11 protein-coding genes are annotated in these 16,463 nt (G+C 65.4%); all 11 read right to left on the bottom strand.

Annotation, left to right across the window (positions count from 1 at the left end):
- Positions 1-2: 2 nt before the first annotated feature.
- Positions 3-515: a MarR family winged helix-turn-helix transcriptional regulator gene (locus ACQ4WO_RS19665; RefSeq protein ID WP_034751704.1), complete on the bottom strand. Its 513-nt coding sequence runs from the start codon at positions 513-515 to the stop codon at positions 3-5.
- Positions 516-528: 13 nt separating this feature from the next.
- On the bottom strand, positions 529-1,329 hold the full coding sequence (locus tag ACQ4WO_RS19660) for an SDR family NAD(P)-dependent oxidoreductase (RefSeq protein ID WP_436482882.1): 801 nt from the start codon (positions 1,327-1,329) through the stop codon (positions 529-531).
- A 1-nt stretch (position 1,330) separates the two neighbouring features.
- Positions 1,331-3,721, bottom strand: a complete 2,391-nt coding sequence (locus tag ACQ4WO_RS19655) for a bifunctional salicylyl-CoA 5-hydroxylase/oxidoreductase (protein ID WP_436482881.1) — start codon at positions 3,719-3,721, stop codon at positions 1,331-1,333.
- Positions 3,718-5,337: an AMP-binding protein gene (locus tag ACQ4WO_RS19650; protein ID WP_436482880.1), complete on the bottom strand. Its 1,620-nt coding sequence runs from the start codon at positions 5,335-5,337 to the stop codon at positions 3,718-3,720. Before ACQ4WO_RS19650 ends, ACQ4WO_RS19655 begins: the two co-directional genes overlap by 4 nt.
- Before the next feature lie 93 nt (positions 5,338-5,430).
- Entirely contained in the window at positions 5,431-6,141 is a 711-nt protein-coding gene (locus ACQ4WO_RS19645; protein ID WP_436482879.1) for a response regulator, read from the bottom strand.
- Between the two features lie 86 nt (positions 6,142-6,227).
- Positions 6,228-10,391 carry a hybrid sensor histidine kinase/response regulator gene (locus ACQ4WO_RS19640; protein ID WP_436482878.1) on the bottom strand — a complete coding sequence of 1,388 codons (4,164 nt, stop codon included), beginning with the start codon at positions 10,389-10,391 and terminating at the stop codon, positions 6,228-6,230.
- Between the two features lie 120 nt (positions 10,392-10,511).
- Entirely contained in the window at positions 10,512-11,681 is a 1,170-nt protein-coding gene (locus ACQ4WO_RS19635; protein ID WP_092715093.1) for a patatin-like phospholipase family protein, read from the bottom strand.
- A 207-nt stretch (positions 11,682-11,888) separates the two neighbouring features.
- Entirely contained in the window at positions 11,889-13,664 is a 1,776-nt protein-coding gene (ggt, locus tag ACQ4WO_RS19630; protein ID WP_436482877.1) for a gamma-glutamyltransferase, read from the bottom strand.
- A 72-nt stretch (positions 13,665-13,736) separates the two neighbouring features.
- Complete coding sequence (locus tag ACQ4WO_RS19625) at positions 13,737-14,495, bottom strand: 3-hydroxyacyl-CoA dehydrogenase (RefSeq protein ID WP_436482875.1); 759 nt, start codon at positions 14,493-14,495, stop codon at positions 13,737-13,739.
- Between the two features lie 153 nt (positions 14,496-14,648).
- Positions 14,649-14,996, bottom strand: a complete 348-nt coding sequence (locus ACQ4WO_RS19620; protein WP_128140202.1) for an SMR family transporter — start codon at positions 14,994-14,996, stop codon at positions 14,649-14,651.
- Between the two features lie 33 nt (positions 14,997-15,029).
- Positions 15,030-16,463, bottom strand: coding sequence for a UbiA family prenyltransferase (locus ACQ4WO_RS19615; RefSeq protein WP_436482874.1), 1,434 nt, complete (start codon positions 16,461-16,463; stop codon positions 15,030-15,032).

Here is a 16,463-nt window from a genome sequence, read left to right as displayed (position 1 = left end):
GGTCAGTCCTTTATCGAGGTGTCATTCAGCTGCTGCTTCATGTGCGACAGCAGGTCGATCAACTGGGTTTTGTCATCGGGCGTCACGCCGTGCAGCAGTTCCGCGATCCAGCCTTCGTGCACGCGCGCCATCTCGTCGAAGGCGCGCCGGCCCGCTGGCGTCAGCTTGACGCTGTACGAGCGGCGGTCCTTCGGATCGACCACGCGCACCACGAGTTTTTCCTGCTCCAGCTGGTCGGTGATGCCCGTGATATTGCCGCCCGTGACCATCATGCGCTTGGACAGTTCTCCCATGCGCAAACCGTCGGGAAAGCGCTCGAGCTGCGCCATCAAGTCGAAACGGGGCAAGGTGATGCCGAAAGTGGCGCGCAAGCGCGTGCGTACCTCGTTTTCAATCTTGACCGTGCACGAGAGCATGCGCAGCCACAATTTCAGCGACTGGTGGTGGTCCTGCGTCAACCGGCTGGCCAGGTCCAGCACGGGTTCGTCGTGCAAATTTTCGGGTTCTTTATCCATGGTCTTCATTCAGTTACATGACTTCGCCGCCGGCGACGGCGATCGATTGTCCATTCATGGCGGACGACGCGGGCAGGCATAGCCACGCCACCGCATCGGCCACTTCCTGCGGCTGCACCAGCCGCTGCTGCGGATTGCCAGCCGCCAGTTCCGCGCGCGCCGCGTCTTCGCCGCGCCCCGTCTTGCGCACGATGTTTTGCACGGCTTGCGCCACCATCTCCGTTTCCGTGTAGCCGGGACAGACGGCGTTGACGGTGACGCCGCGCGGCGCCACTTCCAGCGCCAGCGCGCGCGTCAGGCCGATCACGCCATGCTTGGCGGCGACATAGGCGCTGACGTAACGGTAGCCCTTCAGGCCTGCCGTCGACGCCACGTTGACGATGCGCCCCCAGCCCGCTTCCAGCATGGCCGGCATGGCCGCCTGGCAGCAGTGATACACGCCCGTCAGGTTCACGGCCAGCATCTGCTGCCAGATGGCGGCATCCGTCTTGCCGAAAGGCGCCGCATGCGCCTGCCCCGCGTTATTGACCAGGATATCGACGCGGCCGAAATGCGCGGCCGCCTGCGCAAACCCTGCCTGCACGGACGCTTCCACGGCCACGTCGAGCACGCAGATGGCGACCCTGCCCGCGTGGCCCGCCTCTTCCAGCTGCATGTGCGCGCGCGCCAGCCGCGCGCCATCGCGCCCGGCCAGGGTGACCCTCGCGCCCGCGTCCAGCAAGGCGCCCGCGCAAGCGAGGCCAATGCCGCTGCCGGCGCCCGTCACCAGCGCGTGTTTGTCGGCCAATGCGCCATCCAGTTGTTCCTTGCTCATGTCATCCTTCCAGCAGCCGCGCGGCCACCTGTTGCGGGGTGAGGCCCGTATTGGCGGCGGCCAGCTGGCGTTCGCGCTGCAGATTGCGTTCCAGCTGCTGCTGGCCAGGCCGGTACTGTTTTGGCCACGCAGCACCGGCGCCGCTGTAGCCGATGCGCGCCATTTCCGTCAGCGTCCAGGCGGGGTTGGCCAGGTGCGGCCGGCCCACGGCGCACAGGTCGGCGCGCCCGGCGGCGATGATGCTGTTGGCGTGGTCGGCTTCGAAGATCGAGCCGACGGCCATGCTGGCGATGCCCGCCTCGTTGCGCACGCGGTCGGCGAACGGCGCCTGGAACATGCGTCCGTACACGGGTTGTTCGAGCTTGCTGACCTGGCCCGAGGAACAGTCGATCAGGTCGGCGCCGGCCTGCTTGAACAGGCGCGCGATGCGCACCGCGTCATCGGGCGTGATGCCGCCTTCAACCCAGTCATGGGCCGAGATGCGCACGCTCATCGGTTTATCCTGCGGCCAGGCCGCGCGCATGGCGCGAAACACGCGCAGCGGATAGCGGCAGCGGTTTTCCAGGCTGCCGCCATACTCGTCCGTGCGGCGGTTGGTCAGCGGCGAGATAAAACTCGACAGCAGATAGCCATGCGCGCAATGCAGTTCGAGCCAGTCGAAACCAGCGACGGCCGCCGCCAGGGTGGCGCGCACGAAGTCCTGCTCGATGCGCGCCAGGTCGCTCTCCGTGGCCGCACGCGCCACCTGCGACACACCGGCCAGGTACTGCTGTTCCGAGGCCGAGATCAAAGGCCAATTGCCCTCGCTGAGCGGCAAGTCGATGCCGTCCCACATGGGCCGCGTCGAACCTTTCGCTCCCGCATGCCCCAGCTGCAGGGCGATCTTCGCATCGCTGTTCGCATGCACGAAATCGACGATGCGCCGCCAGGCCTGCGTGTGCGCTTCGCTGTACATGCCGGGACAGGCGGGCGTGATGCGCGCATCGGCCGACACGCACGTCATCTCGGCAAACACGAGGCCCGCGCCGCCCATGGCGCGCGCTCCCAGGTGCATCAAATGGTAGTCGCCCGCCACGCCATCGACGGCGCTGTACTGCGCCATGGGCGAGACGGCGATGCGGTTTTTCAGCAGCACGCCGCGCAGGCGGAACGGTGTAAGCATGGGCGGCAAGGCTATCTCCCGCAAAGGTTCTTGCGGAAACACAACACCGGCCTGCTCGCCCGCGCGCCGCGCCAGCCACTGTTCATAATCGGCCACATACGCAGGGTCGCGCAGGCGCAGGTTTTCATGCGAAATGCGCTGGCTGCGCGTGAGCATGGAATAGGCGAACTGCGGCGCTTCCATGGCGCTGTAGCGCTCGACGTTTTCAAACCACTCCATGGAATTGCGCGCCGCGCTCTGGATTTTCAGCACCTCGATGGCGCGCAGTTGCTGGTAGGCGGCCAGCGCCGCAGCCGTCTCGGCATGCTGGCCGAAGCAGCGCGCCAGCTCGATCGCGTCTTCCAGCGCCAGCTTGGTACCCGAGCCGATCGAGTAATGGGCCGTGTGGGCCGCGTCGCCCATCAGCACGACGGGCACGCCATCCTCGTGATGCACCCATTGCCGGCAAACGATGCGGGGGAAGGTGATCCACTGCGCCGAGCCGCGCAAGTGCGGCGAATTGCTCAGCAAACCATGGCCGTCGAGTTCCTCGGCAAACAGGGCTTCGCAAAAGGCGATGCCCTCTTCCTGGCTCATGCTGTCCAATCCCGCGGCGCGCCACACGTGTTCGGGCGTTTCGACGATGAAGGTGGAAGTGTCGCCATCGTATTGATAGATATGCGCCTGGAACCAGCCGTGCGGCGTCTGGCGGAAGGCAAACGTGAACGCCTCGAATTTCTTGCGCGTGCCAAGCCAGACGAAGCGGCAATGGCGCTGGTCGATCTCGGGCTGATAGCTGGCCGCATAGCGCGTGCGGATGCGGCTGTTCAAGCCGTCGCTGGCGATCACCAGGTCGGCGCCGTACTGCTTCGCGATGGCCTGGTCGTCCTGCACTTCCGTCTCGAACACCAGCTGCACGCCAAGCTCCTCGCAGCGCGCCTGCAGGATGTTGAGCAGGCGCTTGCGGCCGATGCCGCAAAAGCCATGGCCGCCCGAGCGCACGGTCTCGCCCTTGAAGTGGATCTCGATATCGTCCCAGTGGTTGAACGCCTGCAGGATGGCGCGCGCAGTCGGCTCGTCCGCGTTGGCCAGGTTGCCCAGGGTCTGATCGGAAAACACGACGCCCCAGCCAAACGTGTCGTACGGGCGGTTGCGCTCGATGACGGTGATGCGGTGATCCGGGTTCTGCTTTTTCATGAGCAGACTGAAATACAGGCCGGCGGGGCCGCCGCCGATGCAGACAATATTCATGGGGTGTCCGTGCGAAGTTTGAAGCGCTGCAGCTTGCCCGTTTCCGTGCGCGGCAGGGAAGGCAGGAAGCGGATGGCGCGCGGATATTTATACGGGGCGATCTGCTGGCGCACGAAGTCCTGCAGTTCGGCCGCCAGCAATTCGCTGGCCTGGCTGCCGTCTTTCAGCACCACGTGCGCCTCGACGATCTGGCCACGCTCGGCATCGGTGCGCCCGACCACGCCGCATTCGGCCACGGCCGGGTGGCGCAGCAGCGCCTCTTCCACTTCCGGGCCGGCGATGTTGTAGCCGGCCGAGACGATCATGTCGTCGCTGCGCGAGCGGTAATAAAAATAGCCGTCCGCATCCATCTCGAAGGTGTCGCCCGTCAGGTTCCAGCCATTCTGCACGTAATCGCGCTGGCGCGGGTCGGACAGGTAGCGGCAACCGGTGGGGCCTTTCACGGCCAGGCGGCCCGTCACGCCGGGCGGCTGCGGCACGCCCGCATCGTCGACGATGCACGCCTGGTAGCCGGGAATGGCCTTGCCGATGGCGCCGCGGCGTATGCCCTCGCCCGTGGCGGAAATGAAGATGTGCAGCATCTCGGTCGCGCCGATGCCGTCCGTCATGGCCAGCCCGGTCGCCGCCTGCCACGCGTCGCGCGTGGCCAGCGGCAGCCCTTCGCCGGCCGACACGGACAAGCGCAGGCTGCGCAAGTCGTGCTGCGCGGCCAGGGGTGCCATCTGGCGGTAAAAGGTGGGCGCCGTGAAGCAGATGGTGGCGCCATAAGCGCCGATGGCGCGCAGCAGGCCGTCGGGCGTGAGTTTTTCCAGCAGCACGGTGGCCGCGCCAAAGCGCAGGGGGAACAGCAGCAAGCCGCCGAGGCCGAAGGTGAACGCCAGCGGCGGCGTGCCGATGAAGATGTCGCCGGCACGTACCTGCAGCATGGAACGGGGGAAGCAGTCGCAGATGGCCAGCAAGTCGCGGTGCATGTGCATGGTACCTTTGGGGATGCCCGTCGTGCCCGAGGTAAAGCTGATCAGACAGACGTCTTCGGCGGCCGTGTCGTGCGCGGCAAACGGCGCATCGTGGGCCGCCATGCGCTGCTCCAGTTCCGTGTCAACAGCGCCAAAGCACAGCATGGCCGGCAAGCCGGGCACGCCATCGAGTTCCGCGCGCAAGCCCTGCGCGCACAGCACGGCATTCACTTCCGCCTTGGCCAGGATGGTGGACAGTTCGCGTGCGCGCAGCAGCGGCATGGTGGGCACGGCGATGCAGCCGGCTTTCAGCACGGCGAGCAGGCAGGCCGCCATCATGGGAGTATTCGCGCCGCGCAGCAGCACGCGGTTGCCGGGGATCAGGCGTAAATCGCTGCGCAGCACGTGGGCGATGCGGTCGACTTGCCGCGCCAGCTCGGCGTAGCTCCAGCGCTGGCCGTCGGCCAGGATGGCGGTACGCTCGCCGCCGCCGTTGGCCACGGCCGCATCGAGCAGCACGGCGACGCAATTGAGGCGCGCCGGATACTGGAGCTCGGGCAAATCAAGGCACAGCTGTGGCCAGAGTGTGCGCGGCGGCAAATGCGTGCGCGCAAAGTCGTCCTGGGGAGATGCGGTCGTAGGCGAAGGGTCGCTGCTCATGCTCATCCTGGCGGGTAGCGGGCGCGTGCACAAGGCCCGGAAGCAGATACTTTAAACCTAAAGTATTTTTCCGGCAAGCGAAAAACAGCAGATTCAGTCGTCTCTGTCCTGTTGCTGCAGCAAACGCGCCTGCTGTGCCACGCTGCGCGCCAGTGCGGCCAGGGCCGTTTGCATCTGGTCGCCGTCGAGCACCGCCGATTGCAGCAGCGCGCTCATGCCCGCTTCCGCGCCATGCAAACCCAAGGTGCGGCAACCGAGGTGCAGCCGTTCCAGCTGCTGGCGCGCCTGGGCCGGTTCGCCGCACGCCAGCAAGGCGTCGACCTGTTCGCTGGCGGCGCCGATCTGCCCCTGGAAGCCCGTCAGATAGGCCAGCAGGCGTTCGCCGTCGATGCCCAGCCGCTGCAAGGTGTCGCGCGGCGCCTCGGCCGGCAAGGCGGAGACGTCGAAACAGGCGTCGATATGCTGGCGCACCTGCTCCGGCTGGAAGGGTTTGACGATGTAGCCGGCGGCGCCGGCCTGCACGGCGTCGCGCACCGTGTCCTGGTCATTCGCCGACGAGACGAGCACCAGCGGCATGGCGTCGAGCGCGCTGTCGGAGCGGATTTTCTGCAGCAGCTCCATGCCGGACAGGCGCGGCATGCGCAAGTCGCAGAAGCACAGCGAAGGACGCAAGCCGCCTTCAAGCTGCTCCCACGCCGCCGCGCCATCTTCGGCTTCCACGATATCGTGCACGCCGCAGCTGTCGATCAGATGCATCAATACCATGCGCGACACGACATCATCGTCAACCACCAGTACTTTCATTGCTTTCTCCATTGGCGGCAGCGTCAAGGTGCCTGGCCGTATTCTACCCAGTTTCGCCGCGCGCCCGATGGCCGGCATTGCTTATTTTACATTTCTTGACCCGAAACGGCTATTTGCGCCAACAGTGCGCGCAATTGCGGCAAATGCAGGGCCACCTGCGTCCAGCGCCCGCCATCCGCCGCCTCTTCCATTTCCGTGCACAGCATGTGCAGCTGCGTTTCATCGAGATAGGCAGCGCTGCCCTTCAAGCCGTGCAGCAGGCGCCCGGCGTTATCGCGGTCCTGCGCCGCCAGGGCGTCGTCGAGTTCGCGCAAGCGCCCTTCCAGGTCGGCGACAAAGGCGACGCGGATGCGCCGTTGCAGCTCGCCGCTGCGGATCGACTGGGAAGGCGCCGGAACAGGAACTGCCGGCGCGATGCCGAACAGGGCATCGAGTTCGGCCTGCCCCCGCGCGACGCCGCGCGGCGCGTTCGACGGCATGCGCGGCAACATGAAACCGCGCTGCAGCTGGCGCTCGATGGCGCGCGCCAGCAAGCCATGCAGCGCCGCCTCGTCCACCGGCTTGCTGAGAAAATCATCCATGCCGACGCCCAGATAGCGGCTGCGGTCTTCTTCACTGGCGTTCGCCGTCAGGGCCACGATCATCAGTTCCTGGTCACGCACGGGCTGGTCGGGCCAGCCGCCCACGCGGATCAGGCGCGTCGCCGTGGCGCCATCCATCTCCGGCATGCGCCCGTCCATCAGGATCAGGTCGTAACGCGTATGCACGCAGGCCGCCACGGCCAGCACGCCGTTGGCGACCACGTCGACCCGGTGTCCCAGTTCCTCGAGCATGACGCGGATGATGATCTGGTTGGTGGGGAAATCTTCCGCGCACAGCACGCGCAGCTGGTGGCTGTGCGGCGCCAGCGCCACCTGCGGCACCAGCGGCGGCGCCACGCCATCGGCCAGCGGCAAGGTGAAGGCAAACGTGCTGCCCTGCCCCGGCGTGCTGGCCACTTCGATCTCGCCATCCATCAGTTCGACCAACTGGCGGCAGATGGCCAGGCCCAGGCCCGTGCCGCCGTAGCGCCGCGTGGTGCTGGCGTCGGCCTGCTCGAACTTCTGGAACAGGCGTGCCATCGCATCGGCATCGATGCCGATGCCGCTGTCGCTGACGGTAAAGCGGATCAGGTTGACCTTGCGCCCGCCCCTGCCGCTGGCCACGCCGGCCCGCTCGACGCACACGCTGACGCCGCCGCGCTGGGTGAACTTGAAGGCATTGCCGACCAGGTTGACCAGCACCTGGCGCAAACGGGTCGGGTCGCCCACGACGAAGGGCGGCAGGTCGGGCGCGAAATCGATGGAGAAACCGATGCTGCGCGCGGCCGCCTGCTCTTCGAACAGCGTCACGACCGTCTCGATCGCCGCGCCGAGCGCGAAGTCGATGTTTTCGATACTCAGCTTGCCCGCCTCGATCTTGGAAAAGTCGAGCAAGTCGTTGATGATCACCAGCAGCGACTGGGCATTGGCCTGGCCGCGCAGTATCTGCTCGCGCGTGGCGTCGTGCAGCTGCTCGTCGCGCAGGGCAAAGCCCAGCATGCCGATCACACCGGCCAGCGGCGTGCGCATCTCGTGGCTCATGTTGGCCAAAAATTCCGACTTCTGGCGCGTCGCATCTTCGGCCTTGCGCTTGGCCTGGCGCAGGCTTTCCTCGTTTTTCGTCAGGCTGCTGTTGACCTGCGCCAGCTTTTCCGACTGGGCCAGCACTTCGATTTCCTTGCTCTGCAACTCGGCCGTGCGTTCGCCGACCAGTTTTTCCAGTTCGTTCTGCTGGCGCCGCAGCGTGCGCACGCGCTGGCGGTAGGCGCCATACACGGCACCCAGCAGCAGCGCCGCCATCAGGGTGCGGAACCACCAGGTTTTCCAGAACGGCGGCAAAATCGTGATGGCCAGGGTGGCGCCGCTCTCGTTCCACACGCCATCCTTGTTGGCCGCCTTGACGCGAAACACATAGTTGCCCGCATCGAGGTTGGTGTAGGTGGCAAAGCGCCGCCCCGCATCCGTCATGACCCAGTCCTGGTCGAAGCCTTCGAGCCGGTAGGCGAACATATTGCGCTGGGGCGCGGCGAAATGCAGGGCCGCGAATTCCAGCGAAAAGACGCTTTCGCGGCTGGTCAGCACCAGCTCGCGCGTATGGTCGATGGCCGTCTTGAGCACATGCGCGAACTCGCCGCGGCCGATGGCCACCGGCTTGTTGAATATCTGCAGTTCCGTGACGGCCACCAACGGCGGCACGCGGTTGTCGTGGATATCCTGCGGCATGAACGCCGTCATGCCGTTGAAGCCGCCGAAATACATGGTGCCGTCCGACGCGCGCAGGGCCGCGCCATCGAAGTACGAGCCTTCCACCGTGCCGTCGGCGCTGTCGTAGTTGCGAAACAGGCCGCTGCGCATGTCGAGCCGCGTGATGCCGCTATTCGTGCTCAGCCACAGCTGCTCGTTGTCGTCTCCGAGGATGCTGGCGACGGCATCGTCGGCCATGCCGTCCTTGCGCAGGAAGCGCCGGAAGCGGATCTCTCCTTTCGCATCGACGTCCATGCGGTTCAAGCCATTGGCCGTGCCCACCCACAGCACGCCGCGCTTGTCCTCGTGCAGGAAATGCACTTCGTCGTGGCTCAGACTCTGCGGGTTTTGCGGGTCGTGGCGGAAATGGCGGAAGCGGCCGCTGGCGCGGTCCAGCAAGTCCAGGCCGTGGAAGGAACCTATCCACAGCCGCCCCTTACCGTCTTCCAGCACGGGCCGCACCATGTTGTCGGACAGGCTGTTCGGGTCGGCCGGATCGTGGCGGTAAGTGGTAAAACGGCGGCTGACGGGATCGAAGCGGTGCACGCCGCCCCGCGTCGAGACCCACAGCATGCCGCTGCGGTCGCTGACGATATTGCGGATGGTGTCGCTGTTCGGATCGCCGGCGGCAAAGCGCATGGTGAAGAAACGCCCCAAGGCCGGATCGAAGCGGTGCAAGCCCGTCGAGCCGCCCACCCACAGCACCCCGTCCGGCGCCTTGTACAGGGTCGTGACCTGCTCGTCGCGCGACATGCCGGGCGCGCTGCGCAGGTCGAACAGGCGCGAACTGCCGTCGCGCGTGTCGTACAGTTTCAGGCCGCCCTTGGTGGCCAGCCACAGCTTGCCGTCGCCCGCGTCGGCCACGGCGCGCACTTTCTTGTCCGCCAGCGCGCCCACGTCGCCGGGCGCGCGCGCCATGCGCGAAAAGCCGCCGCTGCCCAGGTCTACCCGGCTCACGCCGTTGTACCAGGAGCCAACCCAGAAGGTGCCGGCGCGGTCGCGATACAACGATGACAGCTGGTTGTCGGCCACGCTGAACTTGTCGCCCGTCTGGTGCCGGTACTGCAGGAAGGTGTCGCTCTCGGGCAGCCAGCGGAACAGGCCATCGGCATTGCTGCCCAGCCAGACGGTGGCGTCGACATCCTGGTACAGGCTGGCCACGCGGATGGCGGAAAAGCCATGTTTCTCGCCTAAGCGCACTCTCGCCTGCGGCGGCTGGCCGGCGGCGCCCAGGCGCCAGCGCTCGGCACCGGCCATGGTACCGATCCACAGGTTTTGCCGGCGGTCGATCAGCAGCGACTGGATCACGTTGTACTTCGAACCGGGCGTCGCATCGACGGCAAAATGCTCGAAGCGCTCGCTGCCCGGCGCCAGCATGTCCAGGCCCGTCACCGTGCCGATCCACAGGCGCTGTTGCGCGTCCAGCGCCAGCGCCTTGATTTCATTGTCGCCCAGGCTGTGCGGGTTGTCTTCTTCATGGTGCCAGGTGCGGAAGCGGCCTGTGGCGGGGTCGAAATGCTGCAAGCCGTCCGAGGTGGCGATCCAGAAGCCGCGCGCGCCATCGTCGAGAATGGCGTGGATATGCCGGTTGCCGTTGCCGCGCTTGCTCTTTTCGGCCGGGCCATAATGGATGAAGGTCTGGCTGGCGGCGTCGAAGCGGTCCAGGCCATTGTCCGTGCCCACCCACAGCTGGCCCTGGCTATCGACATGCAGTTCGCCGACCCAGTTATCGGCCAGGCTGGTCTTGTCGCCCTCGATATTCTTATAGACGACCATGCGGTAGCCGTCGTAACGGCTCAGGCCTGACTGGCTGCCGAACCACATATAGCCTTGCCGGTCCTGGGCGATGGCCAGCACCGATTCCTGCGCCAGGCCCTGGTCGACGCTGAGCTGGTCGAAACGCAGGGTGGGCGCAGGCCCCGCCACGGCCCATCCGCCCGCCATCAAAATTAACAGTAAGGCAACATCGCAAACACGTCGAAATACCCGCACAATCGTCCTGTCAAAAAAAACGCGAAAAAACCGCACGCCGCTCCAAGGGCCGTCTCAAGAACCAAAAAACGCCAGTACATCGTCCTTGCGGGCCTGCGTATCGCGCTGTCCAAGACGGATCAGCTCGTTAGTATACGTCGATTCGAACAATAAATACGATGCCAGCGCCGCGCCGCGCGCTTCTGCCGCGCCGATGCCCGACAACATGGTGCGGATGGGACGCGGCAAACTGCCGATATGCCGGCTGGCGATGGCGTCGAGCCGTTCGGACGGCGCGATGACCAGCAATTCCACCGGTTTCAGCGCCGTCTTGCCCAGCAACTCGGGCGGCAGCATCGACAGGGTCAGGTTGATGCGGTTCAGGCGCTCGATGTCGACGGCCAGGCCGTCGAGGAAAATCGACGACAGCGCATGGCCGGCGATCTGCGCCAGGCTCGGGTAGCGCGCCGCTTCGGACGCGGCGGGCGCCGGTTCCGTCATGCGTCCCGCCCCCACCACCAGCACCTTGTTTGCGCCCAGGTGAATGGCCGGCGAGATCGGCGCCAGCTGGCGCATGGAACCGTCGCCGCAGTATTCGCGCTGGCCGCCCACGTACAGGGGCACGGCGGGGAAGATGAAGGGGATGGCGGCCGACGCCAGCAAATGCTCCACGCCGATCTGGTCCGGCAGGGCCAGGCGTTGCGTGCGTACCCACGGCGCGATATCCTCGGCCGTCTGGTAAAACGTCATGTGCCGGCTGCCCGAATACGACGATGCCGTCACGGCCAGCGCATGCAGCAAGCCGTCGGCAAGGGCCGCGTCCAGGCGCGGCAGGTCGAGCATGCGGTGCAGCAGGCTGACCAGCGGGGTATTGTCGAGCAGGGAACTGGGCGGCGATGCATGCCACTGGCGCAGCAGCCAGCCGAACGACAGCAGGGACAGCCAGCGCGCGCCCGAACGGATCACGCCCAGCGAATCGGCCCGGTACACTTGCTCGACTTCGATGTGCTGCCACACGTCGAGCAGCTTTTGCACGCCTTCGCCGAAGTTATCGGCACGGCAGGCCAGCGCCGTGGCGTTGATGGCGCCGGCCGAGGTGCCGCAGATGATGTCGAAGGGGTTGCGCGCCGGCGCCCAGCCCGCTTCCCACAGAATCGCCGAAATCGCCTGCAGCACGCCCACCTGGTAGGCGGCACGGGCGCCTCCTCCCGTGAGTATCAAGCCTGTTTTATTTTGCATTCCCATGCCGGCAGATTAGCAGGGTCTGGATGCTTTGTGGAAAAGTTTGGAAGGTAGACGCCAGTTCCTGCAGGTATATTGTTTGCAGCACGGCGCCGGACAAAACCGTAGCGAGCGGAAGGGAGAGGTGGCTAAGAAGCGCAACCGTACTCTAGTACGGTGAGCATCGCAGGCCGCCTATACCGACGCGCAGTAGGTTTGGTCCGGTGGCCCCTAATCGCCCCGAACCATGCCTTCACGCCGTGGATCAGCCCCCCCAAACCAGAAATCCTTGCCATGCGCATTCAGGCGCATGATGCCCTGCAAGCCGGAGTTCTGTTCGATCACGCGCACCTCATGGCCCATCGCCTGCAGCGCCTCGACTTGCGCTGCAGGCGCGCGGCCCTTTTCCAGTTCCGTCGGGCCGTTGCGGCTGCCGAAGTTCGGCAGGCTGATCGCCTGCTGCACGTTCAAGCCCCAGTCCATGGTGCCGACCAGGACCTTGGCGACATAATTGATGATGGACGAGCCGCCGGGCGAACCCGTGGCCAGCACCAGCTTGTGCGTGCCCTTCTCGAACACGAGGGTGGGCGACATGGCGCTGCGCGGCCGCTTGCCCGCTTCGACCCGGTTGGCAATCGGGCCATCCGCATCGCGCGAATCGAACGAGAAATCCGTCAGCTGGTTATTCAGCAAAAAGCCGTCGACCATCTGGCGCGAACCGAACGCGTCTTCCACGCTGGTGGTCATCGACAGACCGCCGCCAAAAGCGTCGACGGCCACCAGATGCGACGTCGACGGGCGCTGCAGGGCGTTGTCCATGCCCCACGCCACCTGCATGCCGGGCGGCGTGCCGGGTTTGGCTTTGCCCATGGATTTGTCGCCGATCAGCGCGGCGCGCTGCGCCAGATAGGTTTTGTCGAGCATCGAGGCGACGCCATTGCCGGGCAGCGGCACGAAGTCCGTGTCGGCCACGTAGCGGTTGCGGTCCGCGTAGGCCAGACGCCCCGCTTCCGAGAACAGGTGGATCGCTTGCGCATCGAGCACGCCGTCGACGGGCGCATACGGCCGGATATCCTTCACTTCCAGGATGCCCAGCATCTGCGCGATGGCGATGCCGCCCGACGATGGCGGCGGCATGCCGCACACGGTCCAGGCCTTGTAATCGCTGCAGACGGGCTCGCGCACCTTGGCCTGGTAGCCGGCGATGTCGGTCGCCGTCAGCTTGCCCGGATTGGTCGGATGCGAGGCCACCTTGGCGGCGATGTCGCGCGCGATGCGGCCGTTGTAAAAGGCGTCGGCGCCGCCACGGGCGATCTCGCGCAGGGTGCGCGCCAGTTCGGGATTCTTCAGCACGTGGCCGACGGGCCAAGGCTTGCCCTCTTTGTCATAGAAATACGCGGCGGCGACAGGGTCGCGCTTCAAGGCCTGATCCCAGTTCAGCAAGCCGTTAAGGCGCTGGCTGACGGGAAAGCCGCCGTGCGCCAGCTTGATGGCGGGGCCGAACAGGGTGGCCCACGGCAGCTTGCCGTGTTCCTTGTGCGCCAGTTCGAGCATGCGCAGCACGCCCGGCGCGCCCACGGAACGCCCGCCCACCACGCCCGTGGCGCGCGAGACGGGGCTGCCGTCCGCATTCTGGAACAAGTATTCATCGGCGGCGGCCGGCGCCGTTTCGCGCCCGTCGAACGCCTGCACGCCCTTGGCCGTGGAGTACAGCAAAAAGGCGCCGCCGCCGATGCCCGACGATTGCGGCTCGACCAGGGTCAGTACCAGCTGCGTGGCGATGGCCGCGTCGATGGCGCTGCCGCCTTTTTTCAGCATCTGGTAGCCGGCATCGGCAGCCAGCGGATTGGCGGCGGCGACCATGAATGTCTGCGCCGCCCAACCCGATTTTTCCGCATACGCGGTGGCGACTTCCGGCGCCTTTTGCGGCGCCTCGGCAAATACGGGACTGGCAGCGAGGGCTCCCAGCAAGGTCAGGCTCAGCGCCAGCGGCTTCAATGTGATCATGCTTACTCCGGTAAAGATACCCGGGTATGCTACCTCAAATGCCGGCCACGGCGCTGCACCCTCGACGAGGGCTTACTTCGGCTGCATGCGGATCGCGCCATCTAAACGTATCGTCTCGCCATTGAGCATGACGTTTTCCACGATGGCTTTCACCAGCTGCGCGTATTCGCCGGGCTTGCCCAGGCGCGATGGGAACGGCACCATCTTGCCCAGCGCATCCTGCACTTCGGCCGGCATGCCGAGCAGCATCGGCGTTTCGAAGATGCCGGGCGCCACCGTCATCACGCGGATGCCGTTGCGCGACAGGTCGCGCGCCATCGGCAGGGTCAGTCCCACCACGGCCGCCTTCGACGAGGCGTAAGCCGCCTGGCCGATCTGTCCGTCGTAGGCCGCCACGGACGCCGTGTTGACGATGATGCCGCGCTCGCCCTCAGCGGTGGCATCCTGCTTGGCCATGGCGTCGGCCGCCAGGCGGCACATATTGAAGGTGCCCACCAGGTTGATGTTGACGACTTTCTGGAACAGGGCCAGCGGATGCGGGCCATCCTTGCCCACGGTTTTCACGGCCGGCGCCACGCCGGCGCAGTTGACGAGGCCGCGCAAGGTGCCCAGTTTGGCCGCCGCCACCACCACGGCCAGGCCGTCTTCTTCCGACGTCACGTCGCACTGCACGAACACGCCATTCAGTTCCGCGGCCAGCGCCTGGCCCGCTTCCGTCTGCACGTCGGCCAGCACGACCTTGCCGCCGGCCGCCGTCAGCATGCGCGCCGTGGCCGCGCCCAGGCCCGATGCGCCGCCCGTGATGATGAATACATTGTCTTGAATCTGCATGAAATCTCCTGAGTATGCTGAGTGATAAGGGCCGTGTTCCCGGCGCCTGATGGTTGCGTGTCGCATGATGCCATAGTTACGTTTACGTAAACGTAATGTCAGCGACAATTGTAGCCATTTTTGCCAGGCAGATCAAAAAGTAGAGCCGCCGGCTCAGGCCGGACGAGACAGGACGAAGGCGCCGGCCGTAATCAGCACGACGCCGGCGATCTTGGACAGGCTCAGGGTTTCCTGCAGTGCGATACCGCCGAGCAACGCCACCAGCAGCATGGTAATGGCTGTCATCACGGGGTAGGCCAGGCTCATCTGCAATTTCTCCAGCGCCACCGCATAGCAGACAAATCCCAGCGCATAGGCGCCGCCGGCGCCGCCCAGCCACAGCAGGCGTACCAGGCTCAGGCCGCTACTATGCTGGCTGGACATTTTAATCAGAAACGTGGCGGCCGCGCTGGCAATAGCAGCCAGCGCGCACCACAGATAGCCTGCGTGCACTGAATTCATGGTCGGTCTCGGTTCGGGTAAGGGAGCGCCAGTCTACAGGCTGGCGCCGACGGCCAGCAGCATGCTGGCGGCAATGATGCATAAACTGATGGCATCCTTGCTGACATACAAGACCGGATCTTCATTGACTTCGCCGCGGAACGACAAGGTCCACAGCCGTCCCAGCCAGAATACCAGCAGCGGCACGATGCCCAGCAGGAAATACGGCCGCGTGTACAGTACCAGCACGTTTTCGGAATTGAAGTACAGCATGAACACCAGCAGCGAAATAAAGCCGCTGTTGACGCCCATGATGCCGATCGGCGCCTTGTCCGCCGTCGTATAGTTGCGCCCGCTTGTCTTTTCCTTGCCCTGGCGCTCAAGATTGAACAGCTCGCTGTAACGCTTGAGCAAGGCGAGGCTGAGGAAAATAAAGAAGGAAAACGCCAGCAGCCAGAAAGACGGTTCAATATGCGTGGCTGCGCTGCCGCCCAGAATACGCAGGGTGTACAGGATGGCCAAAGTGACGATGTCGACCATCAGCATGCGCTTGAGCTGGATTGAATAGGCCAGGGTCGTGATGAAATACACCACTACCACCAGCAACAGCAGGGGGTCGAACGCGGCGCAAATGGAAAGCGCCGCGATGGCCAGCAGCGGACTGGCCAGCATGGCCACGTGCAGCGGCAGCTTGCCCGAGGCGATCGGCCGGTGGCATTTGACGGGGTGGCGCCGGTCGTCAGCCGCATCCAGCGCATCGTTGAGCAGGTAGGCGCTCGACGCGCACAGGGAAAAAGCGGCAAAGGCCACCAGCGCCTGCAGGAAGGCATCTACATTCAGCGCATGGCCAGCCAGCATGGGCACGAACACCAGCAGATTCTTCAGCCATTGGCGCGGCCGCATCGCCTTGAGCAGGGGCCCCCACCAGCCCGTGCGCGGGGTGCCGGCCGAACGCGTGCTCAAGCCGTCGGCCAGGCGGAATGGCTTGCGCGTGACGGAAAACGCGCCATTGCTCGCATTCCAGACCGCAATATCGACGCTGGCATTGCCGATATAGTCAAACCCCTTGTTGCCGAACGCATCTTTCAGCTGCGCCGCCTTGTTGTGCGACGTCAGGTTGACGCCGCCCTCGGTCGCCAGCACCTTGCCGAACAAGCCCAGGTGGGCGGCGACCAAGTCGGCGAAACGGCGCTGCGAACCGGTCGCCAGCACGATCAAACGGCCCTGCGCCCGCTGCAGCACCAGTTCGGCCAGCAAAACCTTATCGTAGGGCAAGGCTGCAGGGTCGAGCTCGATCATGGAAGCGATTTTTTCCTTGAAGCCGGCCTTGCCCCGCAAGAGCCAGAACGGCAGGCGCCACAGTTGCAGAAAGCGCAGCTTGATGAAGATCAGGATCGACTCCCATAACAGATCCGAGTGGATCAGGGTTCCGTCGAGGTCAACTACCAGCGGCACGGCCGCCGGCTCGCGCATCATGTATTCAGCCAT

This window comes from Janthinobacterium aestuarii (genome assembly GCF_051380835.1).
Lineage (GTDB): Bacteria > Pseudomonadota > Gammaproteobacteria > Burkholderiales > Burkholderiaceae_D > Janthinobacterium > Janthinobacterium aestuarii.
Note: the sequence above shows the minus strand (reverse complement) of the source record. Positions and strands in the feature narration are given on the sequence as shown.